At 65.2% G+C, this 17,475-nt stretch carries 11 protein-coding genes; 2 read left to right on the top strand and 9 right to left on the bottom strand.

The features are described from left to right. Positions 1 to 156 precede the first annotated feature (156 nt). Together uvrA and BMY06_RS24930 are read right to left on the bottom strand one after the other, a co-directional pair. Positions 157 to 6,156: an excinuclease ABC subunit UvrA gene (gene uvrA, locus BMY06_RS24935; RefSeq protein ID WP_390971344.1), complete on the bottom strand. Its 6,000-nt coding sequence runs from the start codon at positions 6,154 to 6,156 to the stop codon at positions 157 to 159. A gap of 231 nt (positions 6,157 to 6,387) precedes the next feature. Then, entirely contained in the window at positions 6,388 to 8,775 is a 2,388-nt protein-coding gene (locus BMY06_RS24930; protein WP_074985902.1) for a tetratricopeptide repeat protein, read from the bottom strand. Between the two features lie 339 nt (positions 8,776 to 9,114). Between BMY06_RS24930 and adhP the strand changes: the two genes are divergently transcribed. Continuing rightward, positions 9,115 to 10,143 (top strand): alcohol dehydrogenase AdhP, encoded by a 1,029-nt coding sequence (gene adhP, locus BMY06_RS24925; protein WP_074985900.1) that lies wholly within the window; start codon positions 9,115 to 9,117, stop codon positions 10,141 to 10,143. Between the two features lie 124 nt (positions 10,144 to 10,267). Here adhP and BMY06_RS24920 read toward each other — a convergent pair whose 3' ends face one another. The 4 genes from BMY06_RS24920 to BMY06_RS24905 form a co-directional block, all read right to left on the bottom strand. Next, entirely contained in the window at positions 10,268 to 10,567 is a 300-nt protein-coding gene (locus BMY06_RS24920; protein WP_065065952.1) for a putative quinol monooxygenase, read from the bottom strand. A 62-nt stretch (positions 10,568 to 10,629) separates the two neighbouring features. Further along, entirely contained in the window at positions 10,630 to 11,724 is a 1,095-nt protein-coding gene (locus tag BMY06_RS24915) for an NADH:flavin oxidoreductase/NADH oxidase (protein WP_065065953.1), read from the bottom strand. Between the two features lie 280 nt (positions 11,725 to 12,004). Next, on the bottom strand, positions 12,005 to 12,688 hold the full coding sequence (locus BMY06_RS24910) for a type 1 glutamine amidotransferase domain-containing protein (RefSeq protein ID WP_074985898.1): 684 nt from the start codon (positions 12,686 to 12,688) through the stop codon (positions 12,005 to 12,007). A gap of 240 nt (positions 12,689 to 12,928) precedes the next feature. After that, positions 12,929 to 13,531 carry a TetR/AcrR family transcriptional regulator gene (locus BMY06_RS24905; RefSeq protein WP_065065955.1) on the bottom strand — a complete coding sequence of 201 codons (603 nt, stop codon included), beginning with the start codon at positions 13,529 to 13,531 and terminating at the stop codon, positions 12,929 to 12,931. Between the two features lie 184 nt (positions 13,532 to 13,715). On the opposite strand from BMY06_RS24905, the gene BMY06_RS24900 reads away from it, so the two are divergent. Next, positions 13,716 to 14,366 carry an SGNH/GDSL hydrolase family protein gene (locus BMY06_RS24900; protein WP_074985896.1) on the top strand — a complete coding sequence of 217 codons (651 nt, stop codon included), beginning with the start codon at positions 13,716 to 13,718 and terminating at the stop codon, positions 14,364 to 14,366. A 130-nt stretch (positions 14,367 to 14,496) separates the two neighbouring features. Here the strand turns inward: BMY06_RS24900 and cyoD are convergent, their stop codons facing one another. Genes cyoD through cyoB form a run of 3 tightly spaced genes read right to left on the bottom strand, consistent with a single transcriptional unit; the run spans position 14,497 to position 17,471 of the window. Beyond that, positions 14,497 to 14,826 carry a cytochrome o ubiquinol oxidase subunit IV gene (gene cyoD, locus BMY06_RS24895; RefSeq protein ID WP_065065957.1) on the bottom strand — a complete coding sequence of 110 codons (330 nt, stop codon included), beginning with the start codon at positions 14,824 to 14,826 and terminating at the stop codon, positions 14,497 to 14,499. Further along, the gene (gene cyoC / locus BMY06_RS24890) at positions 14,827 to 15,438 is read right to left on the bottom strand and encodes a cytochrome o ubiquinol oxidase subunit III (RefSeq protein ID WP_074985895.1); all 612 of its coding nucleotides are present in this window, start codon (positions 15,436 to 15,438) and stop codon (positions 14,827 to 14,829) included. Beyond that, on the bottom strand, positions 15,438 to 17,471 hold the full coding sequence (gene cyoB / locus BMY06_RS24885; RefSeq protein WP_065065959.1) for a cytochrome o ubiquinol oxidase subunit I: 2,034 nt from the start codon (positions 17,469 to 17,471) through the stop codon (positions 15,438 to 15,440). The genes cyoC and cyoB overlap by 1 nt, the downstream gene beginning before the upstream one ends. Positions 17,472 to 17,475 lie beyond the last annotated feature (4 nt).

Here is a 17,475-nt window from a genome sequence, read left to right as displayed (position 1 = left end):
GAGGGGATTGCGGTCCGCTACTCCGCTCGCCAGAATCCGCCGCTATGGGTGCGCGGCTGTTTGCTGCAAGCGGAACTGATCATACCTTGCACGCGCCGCACTGATCAAGCGCTTTCCGGCCAGCGCGGCCCGTTGCGGGGCCGCGCTGGCCGTCCATCACGACGCCGATGCGCGACGCTTCCCCGCCCCTTTTCGGGCCCTGGCATCGCCCGCCGACTCGCTCACGCCATCGGCATCGGCGGCCGCCTCGGCAACGGGCGCCACCGCGCTTTCGTCCCCAACGCGCTCCGCGCTCGCCACGCGTGCGAGCACCGGTTTGAGCGCCGCGCCCGTGTGGCTCGCGGCCACCTTGACGAGCCCTTCCGGGTCCGCCGAGCCGACGATCATGCCGCCGCCCACGCCGCCTTCCGGCCCGAGGTCGATGATCCAGTCGGCTTCCGCGATCACGTCGAGATCGTGCTCGATCACCACGACGCTATGGCCGCCGTCCGCGAGACGATGCAACACGCGAATCAGCCGCGCCACGTCCGCCATATGCAGGCCGACGGTCGGTTCGTCGAGCACGTAGAGCGTGTGCGGCGCCTTCTGTCCGCGACGCGTGATGTCGTCGCGCACCTTGGACAGCTCCGTCACCAGCTTGATGCGCTGCGCCTCGCCGCCCGACAATGTGGGCGACGGCTGACCGAGCGTGAGATAGCCGAGCCCGACGTCCTTCATCAGTTGCAGCGGATGGGAAATGCTCGTGATCGAGGCGAAAAATTCCACCGCCTCGTCGATCTCCATCGTCAGCACTTCGCCGATATTGCGGCCGCGCCACGTCACCGCGAGCGTTTCCGGATTGAAGCGCTGTCCGTGACAGACATCGCACGGCACCTTCACGTCCGGCAGGAAGCTCATGCCGATCGTGCGCACGCCCTGACCTTCGCAGGCCGGGCAACGTCCGTCGCCGGTATTGAACGAGAAACGCGAGGCGCTATAGCCGCGTGCGCGCGCTTCGAGCGTGTCGGCGAACAGGCGGCGAATCGCGTCCCATACGCCGATATAGGTCGCGGGACACGAACGCGGTGTCTTGCCGATCGGCGTCTGATCGACTTCGAGCACGCGGTCGATGCTTTCCCATCCGGTGATCGATTCGCAGCCTTGCCACGTATGCGCGACCTCAAGCTTCGGCTTCGCGCTCGTGCGCGCGAGCACGCTCGAACGGCGCTCCGCCGCGCTCGGCGCGGTGTCCTTCGCCGCCTTGCGCGCGCGCCGCACCGCCGGCGACGACAGCACCGAACGGCCCACCGCGTCGAGCAGATTCGACAGCAGCACGTCGCGCGCGAGCGTCGACTTGCCCGAGCCGCTAACGCCCGTGATCGCCACCAGACGACCGAGCGGAATATGCGCGGTCACGTTGCGCAGATTGTGCAGCTTGCCGCCATGCACCGTGAGCCATTGCTCGGGCACCGCCTCGCGGCCCGCACGCGCGGCCTTCACTTCGCGGCGCGGTTGCAGCGGATGCACGATCGGATGCGCGAGATAGCGGCCCGTGAGCGAGTCCGGCTGCGCGGCGAGATCGGCGACCTTGCCTTGCGCGACCACGCGCCCGCCGCGCTTGCCCGCGCTCGGCCCGATATCGATGATGTGATCGGCGCGGCGAATCGTGTCCTCGTCGTGCTCCACGACCACGAGCGTATTGCCCTTGTCGTTGAGACTGCGCAGCGCGTCGAGCAGGATCTGGTTGTCGCGCGGATGCAGGCCGATGGTCGGTTCGTCGAGCACGTAGCACACGCCTTGCAGATTGCTGCCGAGCTGCGCCGCGAGACGGATACGCTGCGCCTCGCCGCCCGACAGACTCGGCGCGGCGCGATCGAGACTCAAATAACCGAGCCCGACTTCTTCGAGGAATTGCAGACGGCTGCGAATTTCGCTGATCACGTCGCGCGCGATCTGCGCGTCGCGGCCGTTGAGTTCGAGCGATTCGATCCAGCGACGCGTTTCTCCCACCGTCCATTGCGCGACATCGACGATCGGCTGTTCATCGAACGTCACCGCGCGCGCGACCGGATTCAGGCGCGTGCCGTGGCAGTCCGGACACGGTTCGTCGACCATGCCGTCCGGCTCCTGCTCTTCCGACGGCAAGGTCTGTTCGCGGCCGCGATCGTCGGCGGACATCACCGTGTCGTCGTAGACAGCGCGCTGTTCGCGCGTGAGCGCGAGGCCCGTGCCCACGCAGGTCGTGCACCAGCCATGCTTGCTGTTGTACGAGAACATGCGCGGATCGAGTTCGGGATAACTGGTGCCGCAAACCGGACACGCACGCCGCGTCGACAGCACCTTTACTTCGCCGATGCCGAGCGTCGAACCGCCGTTTTCGAGCGCGCCGTCGAGACCGTCGAGCGGCGCGAGCAGATGCACGACACCCTTGCCCGCTTCGAGCGTCGCGTCGAGCAGCGTGCGCAATTGCGCCTCGTTTTCAGGTTCGATCAGGAGATCGCCGACCGGCAATTCGATCGTGTGCTCGCGGAAACGGTCGAGCTTCGGCCACGGCGCAACCGGCACGAATTCGCCGTCCACGCGCAGATGCGTGTTGCCGCGTCCCTTCGCCCACTTCGCGAGATCCGTATAGACGCCCTTGCGATTCACGACGAGCGGCGCGAGCAGACCGACATGCTGGCCGCGATGCTCGCGCAGTAGTTGCGCGACGATGGCATCGACGCTCTGCGAGGTGACCGGCGTGCCGTCGTGCACGCAATGCTGCACGCCGAGTTTCACATAGAGCAGACGCAGGAAGTGCCAGACTTCCGAGGTGGTCGCGACCGTACTCTTGCGGCCGCCGCGCGACAGACGCTGCTCGATCGCAACGGTCGGCGGAATGCCGTAGACCGCATCCACTTCGGGACGGCCCGCGGGCTGCACGATCGAACGCGCGTAGGCGTTCAGCGATTCGAGGTAACGGCGCTGACCTTCGTGGAAAAGAATGTCGAACGCGAGCGTGGACTTGCCCGAACCGGACACGCCGGTAATGACGTTGAAACGGCCGTGAGGAATATCGACGTCGAGCGCCTTGAGATTGTGCTCGCGCGCATTCACGATGCGCACCACGTCCTCGCCCTGAATCTCGCGGCGCGCCTGCGCGGCACGCAGGGCCGTCTGCAACGCGACGCCCTCTTCTTCGGCGACGAGCACACCGTTCGCGGCGCCGAGCGCGGCTTCGTAGCGTTCGAGCGCCGCACCCGTGTGCGAGCGCGGGCACGCGACCACCTCTTCGGGCGTGCCGACGCAAACGACTTCGCCGCCCGCATCGCCGCCTTCCGGACCAAGATCGATGAGCCAGTCGGCCGCGCGAATCACGTCGAGATTATGTTCGATCACGAGCAGCGAATGACCGCCCGCGAGCAGCTTGCCGAACGCGCGCATCAGCTTGGCGATGTCGTCGAAATGCAGACCCGTGGTCGGTTCGTCGAACATGAACAACCGGCCGCCCGCGGTCTTTTCCTTGCCGCGCGACTGCGCCGTTTCCGCGAGAAAGCCCGCGAGTTTCAGACGCTGCGCTTCGCCGCCCGAGAGCGTCGGCACGGGTTGGCCGAGCTTCACGTATTCGAGGCCCACGTCGACGATCGGCTGGATCACGCGCAATACTTCGGCATCCTGACTGAAACATTGCGCCGCTTCGCTGACGGTCAGGTCGAGCACGTCGGCCACCGACAACGCGCGGCCGCCGCGCTCGATCTTCACTTCGAGCACTTCGGGACGATAACGGCTGCCGTCGCAATCCGGGCAACGCAGATAGACGTCGCTCAGGAACTGCATTTCGATGTGCTCGAAACCCGAGCCGCCGCATGTCGGGCAACGGCCTTCGCCCGAGTTGAAACTGAACATCCCCGCCGTATAGCCGCGCTGCTTCGCGAGCGGCGCCTTGGCGAACAGCTTGCGGATCTCGTCGAACGCGCCCACATAGCTGGCCGGATTCGAACGCGCGGTCTTGCCGATGGGCGACTGATCGACGAACACGGCGTCGCTGATCTGCTCGGCGCCGCTCAGGTTGCGGAACACGCCCGGCGATTCGGTGGCCTTGCCCAGATGCCGCGCGAGCGCCGGATACAGCACGTCCTGCACGAGCGTCGATTTGCCCGAACCCGACACGCCCGTCACGCAGACGAGACGTTGCAGCGGGAACGCCACCGTCACATCGCGCAGATTGTGTTCGCTCGCGCCTTCGAGCAGCAGCGTGGGCGTTTTGGCATCGACGGGGCGGCGTTCCCAGTTCGAGGCGTCCGCGACAGCGCGGTGGCCGCCCAGATATTCGCCCGTCAAGGTGCCGGACGAACGGATGTCGGCGGGCGTGCCGTCATAGACGATCGAGCCGCCGCGCTCGCCCGGGCCCGGCCCCATGTCGATCAGACGGTCGGCCGCCAGCATCACGGACGGATCGTGTTCGACGACCACGAGCGTGTTGCCCGCGTCGCGCAGCCGCTGCATCGCTTCGACGATGCGGTTCAGGTCGCGCGGATGCAGGCCGATGCTCGGTTCGTCGAGCACGAACAGCGTCTTCGTGAGCGAGGTGCCGAGCGCCGTGGTCAGGTTGATACGCTGCACTTCGCCGCCCGAGAGCGTGCGGCTCTGGCGATCGAGCGTGAGGTAACCGAGGCCCACGTCGCACAGATACTTGAGGCGCGTGCGCACTTCGGCGAGCAGGAGCTTCAACGCATCGTCGAGCAATGCGGAGGACAGCGACAGATTGTCGAAGAAGCGGCGAATGCGCTCGATCGGCAGCAGCATGACGTCGTGCAGCGTCAGGCCCGGCAGCGCTTCGAGTTGCGCGCGCGACCAGTCCACGCCGTGCGGCATGAAACGCGCGGGGGGCGCGAGCACCTCGTCGGCGTTCTCCTGACTGCCCAGACGCCATTGCAGCGCTTCGGTCTTGAGGCGCGCGCCGCCGCAGGTTTCGCACGGCGTATAGCTGCGGTATTTCGACAGCAGCACGCGGATGTGCATTTTGTACGCCTTCGACTCCAGATACTGGAAGAAGCGTTTGACACCGTACCACTGCGTCTGCCAACTGCCCTTCCAGTCCGGCGCGCCGTCGATCACCCAGTCGCGTTGCGCCTGCGTCAGCTCCGACCACGCCGTGTCGCGCGGAATGCCGGCCTTCGCGGCGTAGCGCATCAGGTCGTCCTGGCACTCCTTCCACGCGGGCGTTTGCAGCGGTTTGATCGCGCCGCCGCGCAGGCTCTTGCGCGCGTCCGGAATCACGAGCCCCCAGTCGACGCCGATCACGCGGCCAAATCCACGGCACGCATCGCAGGCGCCGTAGGCGGAGTTGAACGAGAACAGCGCCGGTTGCGGATCGGCGTAGCGCAGATCGCTGTCCGGGCAATGCAGGCCGGTCGAGAAACGCCAGATCACCGGTTCGGGTTTCGCATCGGAAACCTCGGCTTGAGCGTCCGTTTCCGATACGACATAAATGTTCACGCGCCCCGCGCCGCGCCTGAGCGAGGCTTCGATGGCCTCGATCACGCGGCTCTTTTCGGCGTTCTGCAAACGGAAACGGTCGGCGACCACGTCGAGCACCTTGCGCGTGCCCTCGGCGGTTTTCACCTCGCGCTGAGCCTGCACGCGCGTATAGCCGCTCGCCGACAGCCACTGCGCGACTTCTTCCTCGCTGGTAGTGTCGGGCAGTTCGACAGGAAACGTCACGACGAGGCGCGGATCGCCCACCGCCGTGCGCGCGAGCAGTTCGGCGTAGATCGTTTCGGGCGTGTCGTGGCGCACCGGCTGCGCGGTCACGCGGTCGAACAGATTCGCGGCGCGCGCGTAGAGCAGCTTCAGATGGTCGTTCAGCTCGGTCATCGTGCCGACCGTCGAGCGCGAACTGCGCACCGGATTGGTCTGGTCGATGGCGATCGCGGGCGGCACGCCGTCCACACGATCGACCTGCGGGCGGTCCATGCGGTCGAGGAACTGACGCGCGTAGGCGCTGAAGGTTTCGACGTAACGGCGCTGGCCTTCCGCGTAAAGGGTGTCGAACACGAGACTCGATTTACCCGAGCCGGACGGCCCGGTGACCACCGTCATTTCGCCGGTGTGCAGATCGAGATCGAGGTTCTTGAGATTGTGCTGGCGGGCACCGCGGATACGGATGGATCGGTTATCGCTCACTTGCGCTGGCATTCCGGCTGGATCACTCGCGGGAGCCGGGCGGCGACGCGGCCCGGCAGCTTGCAGCCCGACGGTGCGGACTGAGTGTTTAAGATTCTACTGTATATTTATACAGCACGCTGGAGGCGCGACTGGCCGCCGCCAAGCCCGGTTTGTGGCTCGTCAAGCCGGCCGAACGGCCTACGCCGTTTGCATCGGCGCGGGCCGGGACGGCTCAACGCGCCGCGCCGGACCGTAGCCAATTCAGCCGCGCTCTCGCGTCCATTCGCGCCACATCGTCTCGTAAGCAGACTCCATGCCGCGCGCAAATCGCGCGCCATCCATCAGCGGCGACGCCTCCATCCGCGCCCGCAAGCTCGCCCGCAGCGCGGCCAGACGCGGCAGATCGTTGACGAGCGCGGCCACGGTCTCCACGAACGCCTCGTCGGAAAAAGCGGCCAGCTCATCGAGACCCAGATTCGCCAGTTGCGACAGCCCCGCCCGTCCGGCGCAGGTCGTGCCAACGCGCGTGACCACCGGCACGCCCATCCACATCGCGTCGAGGCTCGTGGTGTGGCCGTTGTACGGCAGCGTATCGAGCGCCAGATCGATCTCGTGCCAGGTGCGCAAATAGGCGTCGCGCGGCTGGAACGGCACGAAACGCACGCGCGCGGCGTCGATGCCGTGACGCGCGAGACGCGTCAGCAGACGTTCGCGCGCCTCGCCCTGCGCGGCCATCAGCAGCAGACGCGCCTGCGGCAAGGCCGCGAACACGCCGGACCACAGCGCGAGCGTCGCCTCCGTGAGCTTGCACGGATTGTTCAGGCTGCCCAGCGTGACCTGCCCCGTTTGCGCGGCGGGCAGCGCGTTTACGGCGGGCTCTTGCGCAAGCGGGTCGTAGCACCAGAATGTGTCGGGCAGACGCAGCGTGCGTTCGGTGTAGTGGCGGTCGTGCATCGCAGGTTCAGCCTGCGGATCAAGATGGGGATCAAGATGCGGGTCACTGAGCCGATAACCGATCGCATCGAGCCCCGTGGTGCCGGGATACGCGAGCCACGCGACCTGCACCGGCGCCGGCTGGCGCGCGAACAGCAACGGACGGCCATCGGCCATATGCATCGCGAGATCGACGAGAATATCGATGCCGTCCGCCTGAATGCGCGCCGCGAGCGCGGCGTCGTCGAGCAGACGCACGTCGTGCCAGTGGTCCACGTGTGCCGCGAGTTGCGCCGTGGTGGCGTCCGCGCGCACGACGCTCGAATACGCGTGAATCTCGAAGCGGCTTCGATCGTGATGCGAAAGCAGCGGCGTCATGAACAATGCCTGGCAATGCTCACGAAAATCCGACGACACATACGCGATGCGCAGACGCCGCCCCTGCGCGCTGCGCGGCGCGTGCGCGATACGTTCGGCACGCAGCGGCGCTTCGTGTTGCGCGGCGAGGCGGCGCGCTTCGGCCGCGATCTCCTCGCCATCGAAGGACTGGAACGACAGCGCATAAAGCAGATTGCTGTGCGCGGTGAGATTGCGCGGATCGCTCGCCACGGCTTGCCGGAAGCAGGTCACGCCGTCGTCGAGTTCGCCGCAATCCTTGAACACGTTGCCGAGGTTGTTGAGCGTCGGCGAATGGTGAGGCGCGAGCGCGAGCGCCTGGCTCAACAGCGCGCGCGCGGCGTCCTGATGCCCGAGCGCGCGGTGCAGATTGGCCGCGTTGTTACAGGCATCGACGAAATCGGGCCGCGCCTTCAACGCCGTGTCGAATGCGTCCATCGCGGCCTTGTGCTCGCCGAGTTCGCGGCACACGTTGCCGAGATTGTTCGCGGCCTCCGCATGCGCGGGATCGATCGCCAACGCGCGCCGATACTGCGCCTGCGCCTCGCGCCGCTGCCCCAGCGCGTGCAGCGCGTTGCCGTAGTTGTAGGCCGCCGGCGCGAAATCCGGCGCGAGCGCCACCGCGCGGGCGAGCACGTCCGCGGCTTCCTGCGCGTGCGCTTCGTCCATCAGCAGCGCGCCGAGATTGACGAGCGCGGCCGCCGAATCGGGCGCGGCCGCCACGGCCTCGCGCAGCAAGGGCAGCGCCTGCGCGTGCTGGCCTTGCGCTTGCAGCAAGGTGCCGAGATTGGTGAGCGCATCGGCATTGCCCGGCTGCGCCGCGAGCGCGCGCGCGTAAGCGGCCTGCGCGAGCGCGGGTTCGCCGAGCAGACGGCGGCAGTTGCCGAGGTTATTCAGCGCGTCGGCGCGCTGCGGATCGCGCTGCGCGACGCCTTCCCAGGCGAGCGCCGCGTCGGACACTGCGCCCTGCGCCTGCAACGCGCTGGCGAGGCCGAACCAGTGATCGGCATCGGCGGCGTCTTCGTCGATCAGGCCGCGATAGACCGATGCAGCCTCGGCATGGCGCTGCGCGAACGCCAGCGCCTGCCCGAGCGCCTCGCGATACCGCCGGTTGCCCGGCTCGACTTCGAGCGCTTTCGTCAGCCGTTCGATAGCGTCCTGAAAGCGATTTTCCTGAATGCCGATGACCGCGAGCCGGAATTGCGCGGCGCCATGCGCCGGATCGAGCGCGACGATCTGCAGGTAGAGGTCCCGCGCCTGCGCGAGATGGCCCGCAATATGCTGTTCATGCGCGCGCTGAAAAAGTTCTTCGGTCTGCATCCGGGTAAGCCAGTCGAGGTGCGATCCCCCGATTGTAATCGGACGCCGAACCGGTTCCTGAATACGCCGGAATTCGCCTTTTCAGAACCCGCCATTTAATTCGTCATCCGATTTAATTTCCCATTTCATTTCCTCGTCCATTCCCTTCGTTAATAAACATCGCATGCCCATTTCAGTGATTTTTATTCGATAACGCATGCGCAAGCTCAACGCATCGCACCGCGCTTTTCGGCACACTGAAACGCGTGTTGAAAGTGGTGCATGCACCACGCATGCACCACTTTCGCGCTTTACGTCCCATCTTCATTTCCCATCTTCACCAGCAACAGGAGCCCGACGATGAGCAAGACAATGCAAGCCGCGGTAGTTCGCGCGTTCGGAAAACCACTCGTCATCGAAGAAGTGGCCATACCCGAACCCGGCCCCGGCGAACTCCTCGTGAAGATCGAAGCCTGCGGTGTCTGCCATACCGACCTGCACGCCGCGCACGGCGACTGGCCCGTGAAGCCGGAACCGCCCTTCATTCCGGGGCACGAAGGCGTGGGCTACGTCGTGGGCGTCGGCAGCGGCGTCAAGCACGTGAAGGAAGGCGACCGCGTGGGCATTCCGTGGCTCTACTCGGCCTGCGGTCATTGCGAGCATTGCCTCGGCGGCTGGGAAACGCTCTGCGAAACGCAGAAAAACACCGGCTATTCCGTCAACGGCGGCTTCGCGCAATACGCGAAAGCCGACGCCAATTACGTGGGCCTGCTGCCCAAGGGCGTCGATTTCATCGACGTCGCGCCGGTGCTCTGCGCGGGCGTCACGGTCTACAAGGGCCTCAAGGTCACCGACACGCGGCCCGGCAACTGGGTCGTCATCTCAGGCATCGGCGGCCTCGGCCACATGGCGGTGCAATACGCCCGCGCGATGGGGCTCAACGTGGCGGCGGTCGACGTCGACGACGCAAAGCTCGAACTCGCCAGGCGTCTCGGCGCCACCGTCACCGTCAACGCGAAAACCACCGACCCGGCGGCGTATCTGAAGAAGGAAATCGGCGGCGCGCACGGCGTGCTCGTCACGGCGGTGTCGCCCATCGCGTTCTCACAGGCACTCGGCATGGTCAGGCGCGGCGGCACGGTGTCGCTGAACGGCCTGCCGCCCGGCGACTTCCCGCTGCCCATCTTCGACATGGTGCTGAGCGGCGTCACCGTGCGCGGCTCGATCGTCGGTACGCGCCTCGACCTCGAGGAGTCGTTGATGTTCGCGCAGGAAGGCAAGGTCAAGGCCACCGTAAGCACCGACAAGCTCGAAAACATCAACGACATTTTCGCGCGCATGGAACGCGGCGCCATCGAAGGCCGCGTGGTGCTCGACTTCGCGAGCTAATCCGCACTCGCTTCATCGAAGCGTTCGCCAATAAAAAACGCCGGGCTCGAAAGCCCGGCGTTTTTTTATGCTACGCCGACGCCAAATCAGGCAGCACAATCAGGCAGCAAAATCAGGCGCACAATCAGGCCGCGATATCAACGCCCGTCAGCACCTTGACGTCCACGGGCTCGGCCAGCCACTCGCCGATTTGCGCGCGAAACGCCACGTAATGCGGGCTGTCGCGATGTGCCTGAATGGCCGCTTCATCCGCATAGGTTTCGTAGACGTGAAAGCCCGGCGTGCCGTCCGCGCGACGCAGCAGGTCGTAACGCAGATTGCCCGGCTCACGGCGCGAATGGACCACCATATTGCGCAGTACCGCTTCGAGGTCGGCAACGTGTTCGGCCTTCGGCGTAATGCTTGCAAAGATGTAGATGCTCATCGTTGTTTCCTGTCGTCAACGAAGTTTCCGATCGGCAACCTGCCGACCGGTGCGAGGCGCGCTCAGGCCTTGTAGCGTTCGAGCCAGTGCGCGTACGGTGCGGGCAGCGTCCACGCGGCGCGCTCGACGTTGAGCTGCTGCGCGGCGAAGTACGGCCAATGCGGGTTCGCGAGATGCGCGCGGCCCACCATCACGAGATCGAGCTGCTCCGAGGCGACCGAACGCTCGGCCAGTTCCGGCGTGCCGATGCCCCATGCCGACGACACCGGCAGACCGGTCGCTCGGCGCACCTTCTGCGCGATCGGTGCGAGGAACGCGGGCGCCCACGGAATCTGCGCCGTCGGCGTCGAGAAACCGACGCTCACGCTCAGCATGTCGAGGCCTTCGCGCTTGAAGTTCTTCGCGAGTTCGATCGACTCGGCGAGCGTCTGCTCGTCGCGGCCATCGTACTCGATCACGCCGAAACGCGCCGTCAGCGGCAGATGTTCCGGCCAGACCTTGCGAACCGCTGCGAGCGTTTCCAGCAGGAAACGGCTGCGGTTTTCGAGGCTGCCGCCATAGGCGTCGTCGCGCTGGTTCGAATGTTCCGAAAAGAAACTCTGACCCAGATAGCCGTGCGCGAAATGCAGTTCGAGCCATTCGAAGCCCGCGTCGAGCGCGCGCTTCGCGGCGGCGACGAAGTCCTCGCGCACACGCGCGATATCGTCGAGCGTCATCGCCTTCGGGACCTTCGGCAGATTCGCGCCGAACGGAATCGCCGACGGCGCGATGGTTTGCCAGCCGCGCGGATCGCCTTCGGGCAGATGATCGTCGCCTTCCCACGGACGGTTCGCGCTCGCCTTGCGGCCCGCGTGCGCGATCTGGATGCCCGGCACCGAGCCGGCCGCCTTGATCGCCTTCACGGTCGGCACGAACGCCTGGGCCTGCTCGTCATTCCAGATACCCGTGCAGCCCGGCGTGATGCGGCCTTCCGGCGACACCGCCGTGGCTTCGACGATCACGACGCCCGCGCCGCCGCGCGCAATCTGCGCGTAGTGAACGTGGTGCCAGTCGTTGATCACGCCGTCGTTGGCCATGTACTGGCACATCGGCGGCACGGCGATACGGTTGCGCAGCGATACGTCCTTGAGCTTGAACGGTTCGAACAATGCAGACATCAACAGCTCTCCTGTGTCGATCGGAGCGGCGCACACGCGCCGGGGTCCGGTCACATGAAAAATGGGTTCAGCCGAACGCGGATCGCAACGGATGCGATGGGCGCGGCGCTCACCCGCGATGAAACGGAAACGCGAAAACGCGAAATGGGGCTTTCGGCGGCACGCAGGTGGCACGCACGCGCCCCGCCGCGTCGCGCGCGGCACAAGGCGTTGCCGAAAGGAAAAGGTGTGTGAAAACGCAGGCGGCGCGCAGAACGCCGGCGCCGCCTGCGTCAGCCGCTCATGAGCGCTTGAGCGCGGCGAGCAAGGCTTCGGCGACCGGCTCCGACGAAGCCGGGTTCTGGCCCGTGATGAGCAGCCCGTCGACCACGACGTGCGGCGCCCAGTCGGGGCCCTTGGTGTAGCGGCCGCCGTTGCGCTTGAGCATGTCCTCGACGAGGAACGGCACCACATCGGTCAGCCCCACGGCCGCTTCCTCGCTGTTCGAGAAACCGGCGACCGACTTGCCCGCCACGAGCGGCTTGCCGTCGGCGCCTTTCACGTGACGCAGCACGCCCGGCGCGTGGCACACGGCCGCGACCGGCTTGCCCGCCGCGAGCGTCTTTTCGATCAGCGCGATCGAGACCGGATCTTCGGCGAGATCCCACAGCGGGCCGTGGCCGCCCGGATAGAACACCGCGTCGAAGTCGCTCGCGTCGATATCGGCGAGACGCTGCGTATTGGCCAGCTCGGCCTTCGCGGCGGCGTCCGCGTTGAAGCGGCGCGTGGCGTCGGTCTGCGCGGACGGATCGCTGCTCTTCGGATCGAGCGGCGGCTGGCCGCCCTTGGGCGACGCGAGCGTGAGCTGCGCGCCGGCATCGCGCAGCGCGTAGTACGGCGCGGCGAATTCCTCGAGCCAGAAGCCCGTCTTCTTGCCCGTGTTGCCGAGGTCTTCGTGCGAAGTCAAAACGATCAGTACCTTCATCGGCGTTCCTTGTTCGGTGATGTCCGGGCGCTTGCGCGTCCGTTCGGAACCGGTCCATGTGTGCGCGTTGGCACGAAATCGGTATGCAAGCGGTGTGCAAGCGCGCGTTATTAGACCGGTCGTCTAGACCTTCGCCGCATGAAGCGGCCCTCTTTGCTGCGCCCGGCAAGCGGCGCTGTCTCTGTCTCTATGGATGGGGATTGCGACGCGGGCGCTACGATGACGCCGCTGCGCGTTCGATCACGTTGCGGGCGGCAGGTTCAACAAGGCGCGCGTGGTCGCCATGGCCGAATCGAGCGGGCTGCGGTCTCGGCGGATTTTTTCCATCAGCGTCGCGCCCAGCCAGAGTTCGTACAGCGTGCCCGCCGTGCCCGAGGCGTTGCGCACGCCTTCGAGCGAACCGTCCGCGAGTCCTTCTTCGATACACGCCGCGATGCGCCCGATGATCTCGTCGGTGCCGCGACGCAGGACCACGCGCATTGGCTCCGACAGGTCGCTGACTTCGGCGCCCAGCTTCACGGCGAGGCACTTGCCGTCGGGGCCGTCCGCGCACTGCATCGCGCGCCATTCCTCGAAATAACGCATCAGACGCTCGCGCGCCGTGCCGGGCGCGCGCACGAGTTGCGCCTCCAGGCGTTCCGCATATTCGGTGAAATAGAACGTCAGCAAAGCTTCGCCGAACGCCTCTTTCGAACCGAAATAATGATAGAACGACCCTTTGGGCACGCCGGCCGCCGCCAGGATCTCATTGAGACCGACGGCCGAAAAGCCCTTGCCCAGCAAAATGGGCATGGCGGTATCGAGGATGTGTTGCCGCACTTCCACGGCTGGCGCTGCATTCATGGGAGGGCATGTTACAGCCCGATTAGACCAGTCGTCTAGGCTTCTCCCGATCGTCAATGGGGTTTTTAGCGCAAGCTTTCGGCACACGTCTCGCCGTCCTGTCACGCAGTACTCTGACGCAGCCCGCCGCACGGCTGTTTCGTATCGGAAACTTTCACCCGCACTCATTCTGGAGCGTAGCCTCATGACCCCACGCACCCTGCTCTGCTACGGCGATTCCAACACGCACGGCACCAAGCCGCTCAATCTTCCCGGTGTGCTCGAACGATTCGCCCCCGCCGACCGCTGGCCCGGCGTGCTGGCCGAGACGCTGGGCAGCGGCTGGAAGATCGTCGAGGAAGGCCTGCCCGCGCGCACCACCGTCCACGACGACCCGATCGAGGGCCGCCACAAGAACGGCCTCGCGTATCTGCGGCCGTGCCTCGAAAGCCAGTTGCCCGTCGACGTAGTCGTGCTCATGCTCGGCACCAACGACCTCAAGACGCGCTTTTCGGTCACGCCCGCCGACATCGCCCATTCCGTCGACGTCCTGCTCGAAACCCTGGCCGCCTGCCGCGCGGGCCCGGGCGGCGCGACGCCGCACGTCCTGCTGATGGCGCCCGTACCGATCGACGAGGTCGGCTTTCTCGGCGCGATCTTCACGGGCGGCGCGGCGAAATCGCGGCTGCTCGCGCCGCTCTACGAGCGCGTGGCGGTCAAGCACGGCTCGGCGTTTCTCGACGCCGGCGAAGTCGCCACCGTCAGCGCGACCGACGGCATCCACTACGAGGCCGATCAGCATCACAAGCTCGGCTGCGCCGTCGCCGCGATCGTGCGCCAGCGCTTCGGCGCCTGAACACGCGAAAGCACGTCGGCATGCCGCAAAAGAAAAACGCCGCCGGGCGCAAGCCCAGGCGGCGTTTTGCTTGTTTGCGATCCGGCGCGAACGCCGGATGCGGATCAAGCCGATATCGCTGATTGAAAAATCAACGCGACATCATGTTCATGCTGACGTTGTGCATGACCCACAGCGTACCGACGACCACGATCAGGACCGTCAACACCGTGAAGCCAAATGCCGTCACGTTCCAGCGCTGGCCCGACGACGTGTTCATGTGCAGGAAGAACACGAGATGGACCACGATCTGCACCACAGCCAGCACGGCGAGGCCGAGCAGCGCGGTTTCACGCGGGAAGCCGCCGTGCAGCACGAGCCAGAACGAAGCGGCCGTGAGCACCACCGCCAGGACGAAACCTGCCACGTAGCTAGCTACGCTGCCATGGCTTTCTTCTTCATGGATGGAATGAGCACTCATTTAGATCACGCTCGCAAGATAAACAAAGGAGAACACGCAAATCCAGACGATGTCCAAGAAGTGCCAGAAGAGGCTCAGGCACGCGAGGCGGCGGATTTCGCGCTCGCCCAGCACCGGCGCCTTCACGGCTTGAACCATGAGGACGATCATCCAGATCATGCCCATCGTCACGTGGATACCGTGGGTGGCGACCAGCGTGAAGAACGACGACAGGAAGGCGCTGCGCTGCGGGCCGTTGCCCTCGGCGATCATGTGCGCGAACTCATGCAGTTCGAAGTACAGGAACGTCGCGCCCAGCAGGAAGGTGATCGCCAGCCAGACCAGCACTTGACCCTTGCGCTGCTTGTGCGCGCCGATCATGGCGAAACCGTAGGTGATGGACGACAGCAGCAGCACTGCCGTTTCCATCGCCACGCCCTGGATGTCGAACAGATCCTTACCCGTCGGGCCGCCTGCGAACTGGTTCTGCATCACGGCGAACACTGCGAACAGCGAGCCGAACAGAATACAGTCGGTCATCAGGTACAGCCAGAAACCGAACACCGAGTGTGACGGCGGGTGATCGTGGTGATCGTGCTCCGCAAGTGCGGCCGCACCAGTTTTCGTCAACATCAGTTGGCCTCCAGTGCTTCTTCAACCTTGCCACCGCGCTGCTTGTCAGCAAACGCCTTGACCAGTGCGCGACTACGCGCTTCTTCGTCCGCCCGGACCTTGGCGGCCGGGATGTAATAGCCTTCGTTCTTCTGGAAGCTGTAAGCGATAGCCGTGCCGAGAATACCGACGAAGCCGACGATCATGAGCCACCAGATGTGCCAGATGCCAGCAAAGCCGAGCACCAGGCTGAAGAAACCGATGAACAGACCTGCGCTCGTGTTCGAGGGCATGTGGATATCGGTGTAATGCGTGTTCGCGACGTCCGGCGTTTCGCGGCCCATTTCCTTCAGGTGATGGAATTCATCGAGTTCCGACACGTTCGGGATAACCGGGAAGTTGTAGACCGGCGGCGGCGACGACATCGACCACTCCAGCGTACGGCCACCCCACGGATCGCCCGTCAGGTCGCGGTTTTCCGGCAGGTTGCGGTCGCGGATCGACACGTACAGCTGCATCAGCTGGTGAGCGATACCGATTGCCACGAGCACGGCGCCAACCCAGGCGATGACCATCCACGGATGCCATGCCGGATTGTCGTAGTGGTTCAGACGGCGGGTTGCGCCCATGAAGCCCAGCACGTACAGCGGCGTAAATGCAACGTAGAAGCCCACGAGCCAGAACCAGAACGCGCGCTTGCCCAGCTTTTCGTTCAGCTTGAAGCCGAACGCCTTCGGGAACCAGTAGTTGAAGCCGGCCAGGTAGCCGAACAGCACGCCGCCGATGATCACGTTGTGGAAGTGAGCAATCAGGAACAGCGAGTTGTGCAGCACGAAGTCCGCGCCCGGGATCGCCATCATCACGCCGGTCATGCCGCCGATGGTGAAGGTGACCATGAAGCCGAGCGTCCACAGCACCGGCGAGGTGAACTCGAGGCGACCGCGGTAGATCGTGAACAGCCAGTTGAAGATCTTCACGCCCGTCGGGATCGCGATGATCATCGTCATGATGCCGAAGAACGCATTGACGTCGGCGCCCGAACCCATCGTGAAGAAGTGATGCAGCCACACGAGGAACGAGAGCACCATGATCGAGCAGGTCGCGTAGACCATGGTGGTGTAACCGAACAGCGGCTTCTTCGCGTAGGTCGCAACGACTTCCGAGAAAATACCGAACGCCGGCAGGATCAAGATGTACACCTCGGGGTGACCCCAGGCCCAGATCAGGTTCAGGTACAGCATGGCGTTGCCGCCGCCGTCATTCGTGAAGAAGTGCGTGCCGACGTAACGGTCCAGGCCGAGCAGCGCGAGCGTGACGGTCAGGATCGGGAACGCGGCCATGATCAGCACGTTCGTGCACAGTGCCGTCCACGTGAACACCGGCATCTTCATCAGCGTCATGCCGGGGGCACGCATCTTGATGATAGTGACGAAGAAGTTCACGCCGGTCAGCAGCGTGCCGACACCCGAGATCTGCAGCGCCCACAGGTAGTAGTCGACCCCGACGCCTGGACTGTATGCCAGCTCCGAAAGCGGCGGATATGCGAGCCAGCCCGTCATGGCGAACTCACCGACGACCAGCGAGATCATCAGCAGGATCGCGCCAACGGCGGTCATCCAGAACGACAGCGAGTTCAGGAACGGGAACGCGACGTCGCGCGCACCGATCTGCAGCGGCACCACGATGTTCATCAGGCCAACCATGAAAGCCATGGCCATGAAGAAGATCATGATCACGCCGTGAGCCGTGAAGATCTGGTCGTAGTGGTGCGGCGGGAGGTAGCCCGGCGCGTTGTACGCCAGCGCGAGCTGGGTACGCATCATGATGGCGTCGGCGAAGCCGCGCAGCAGCATGATCAGGGCGAGCACGATGTACATCACGCCCAGACGCTTGTGGTCGACGCTCGTCAGCCACTCGGTCCACAGATATTTCCACTTACCGAGGTAAGTGACGCCACCGAGCACGAATGCGCCGATGATTGCCATCCCGATCATCGTGCCGAGAATAATCGGCTCGTGATACGGAATGGCGTCCAGTGTAAGTTTTCCGAACATGCTT

Origin of the sequence: Paraburkholderia tropica, from assembly GCF_900109265.1 — a bacterium.
GTDB lineage: Bacteria > Pseudomonadota > Gammaproteobacteria > Burkholderiales > Burkholderiaceae > Paraburkholderia > Paraburkholderia tropica.
Note: the sequence above shows the minus strand (reverse complement) of the source record. Positions and strands in the feature narration are given on the sequence as shown.

Bases quoted from the DNA above. Each gene is read 5' to 3' on its own strand.
- uvrA (WP_390971344.1), bottom strand. From the start codon at position 6,156: ATGCCAGCGCAAGTGAGCGATAACCGATCCATCCGTATCCGCGGTGCC.
- BMY06_RS24930 (WP_074985902.1), bottom strand. From the start codon at position 8,775: ATGCAGACCGAAGAACTTTTTCAGCGCGCGCATGAACAGCATATTGCG.
- adhP (WP_074985900.1), top strand. From the start codon at position 9,115: ATGAGCAAGACAATGCAAGCCGCGGTAGTTCGCGCGTTCGGAAAACCA.
- BMY06_RS24920 (WP_065065952.1), bottom strand. From the start codon at position 10,567: ATGAGCATCTACATCTTTGCAAGCATTACGCCGAAGGCCGAACACGTT.
- BMY06_RS24915 (WP_065065953.1), bottom strand. From the start codon at position 11,724: ATGTCTGCATTGTTCGAACCGTTCAAGCTCAAGGACGTATCGCTGCGC.
- BMY06_RS24910 (WP_074985898.1), bottom strand. From the start codon at position 12,688: ATGAAGGTACTGATCGTTTTGACTTCGCACGAAGACCTCGGCAACACG.
- BMY06_RS24905 (WP_065065955.1), bottom strand. From the start codon at position 13,531: ATGAATGCAGCGCCAGCCGTGGAAGTGCGGCAACACATCCTCGATACC.
- BMY06_RS24900 (WP_074985896.1), top strand. From the start codon at position 13,716: ATGACCCCACGCACCCTGCTCTGCTACGGCGATTCCAACACGCACGGC.
- cyoD (WP_065065957.1), bottom strand. From the start codon at position 14,826: ATGAGTGCTCATTCCATCCATGAAGAAGAAAGCCATGGCAGCGTAGCT.
- cyoC (WP_074985895.1), bottom strand. From the start codon at position 15,438: ATGTTGACGAAAACTGGTGCGGCCGCACTTGCGGAGCACGATCACCAC.
- cyoB (WP_065065959.1), bottom strand. From the start codon at position 17,471: ATGTTCGGAAAACTTACACTGGACGCCATTCCGTATCACGAGCCGATT.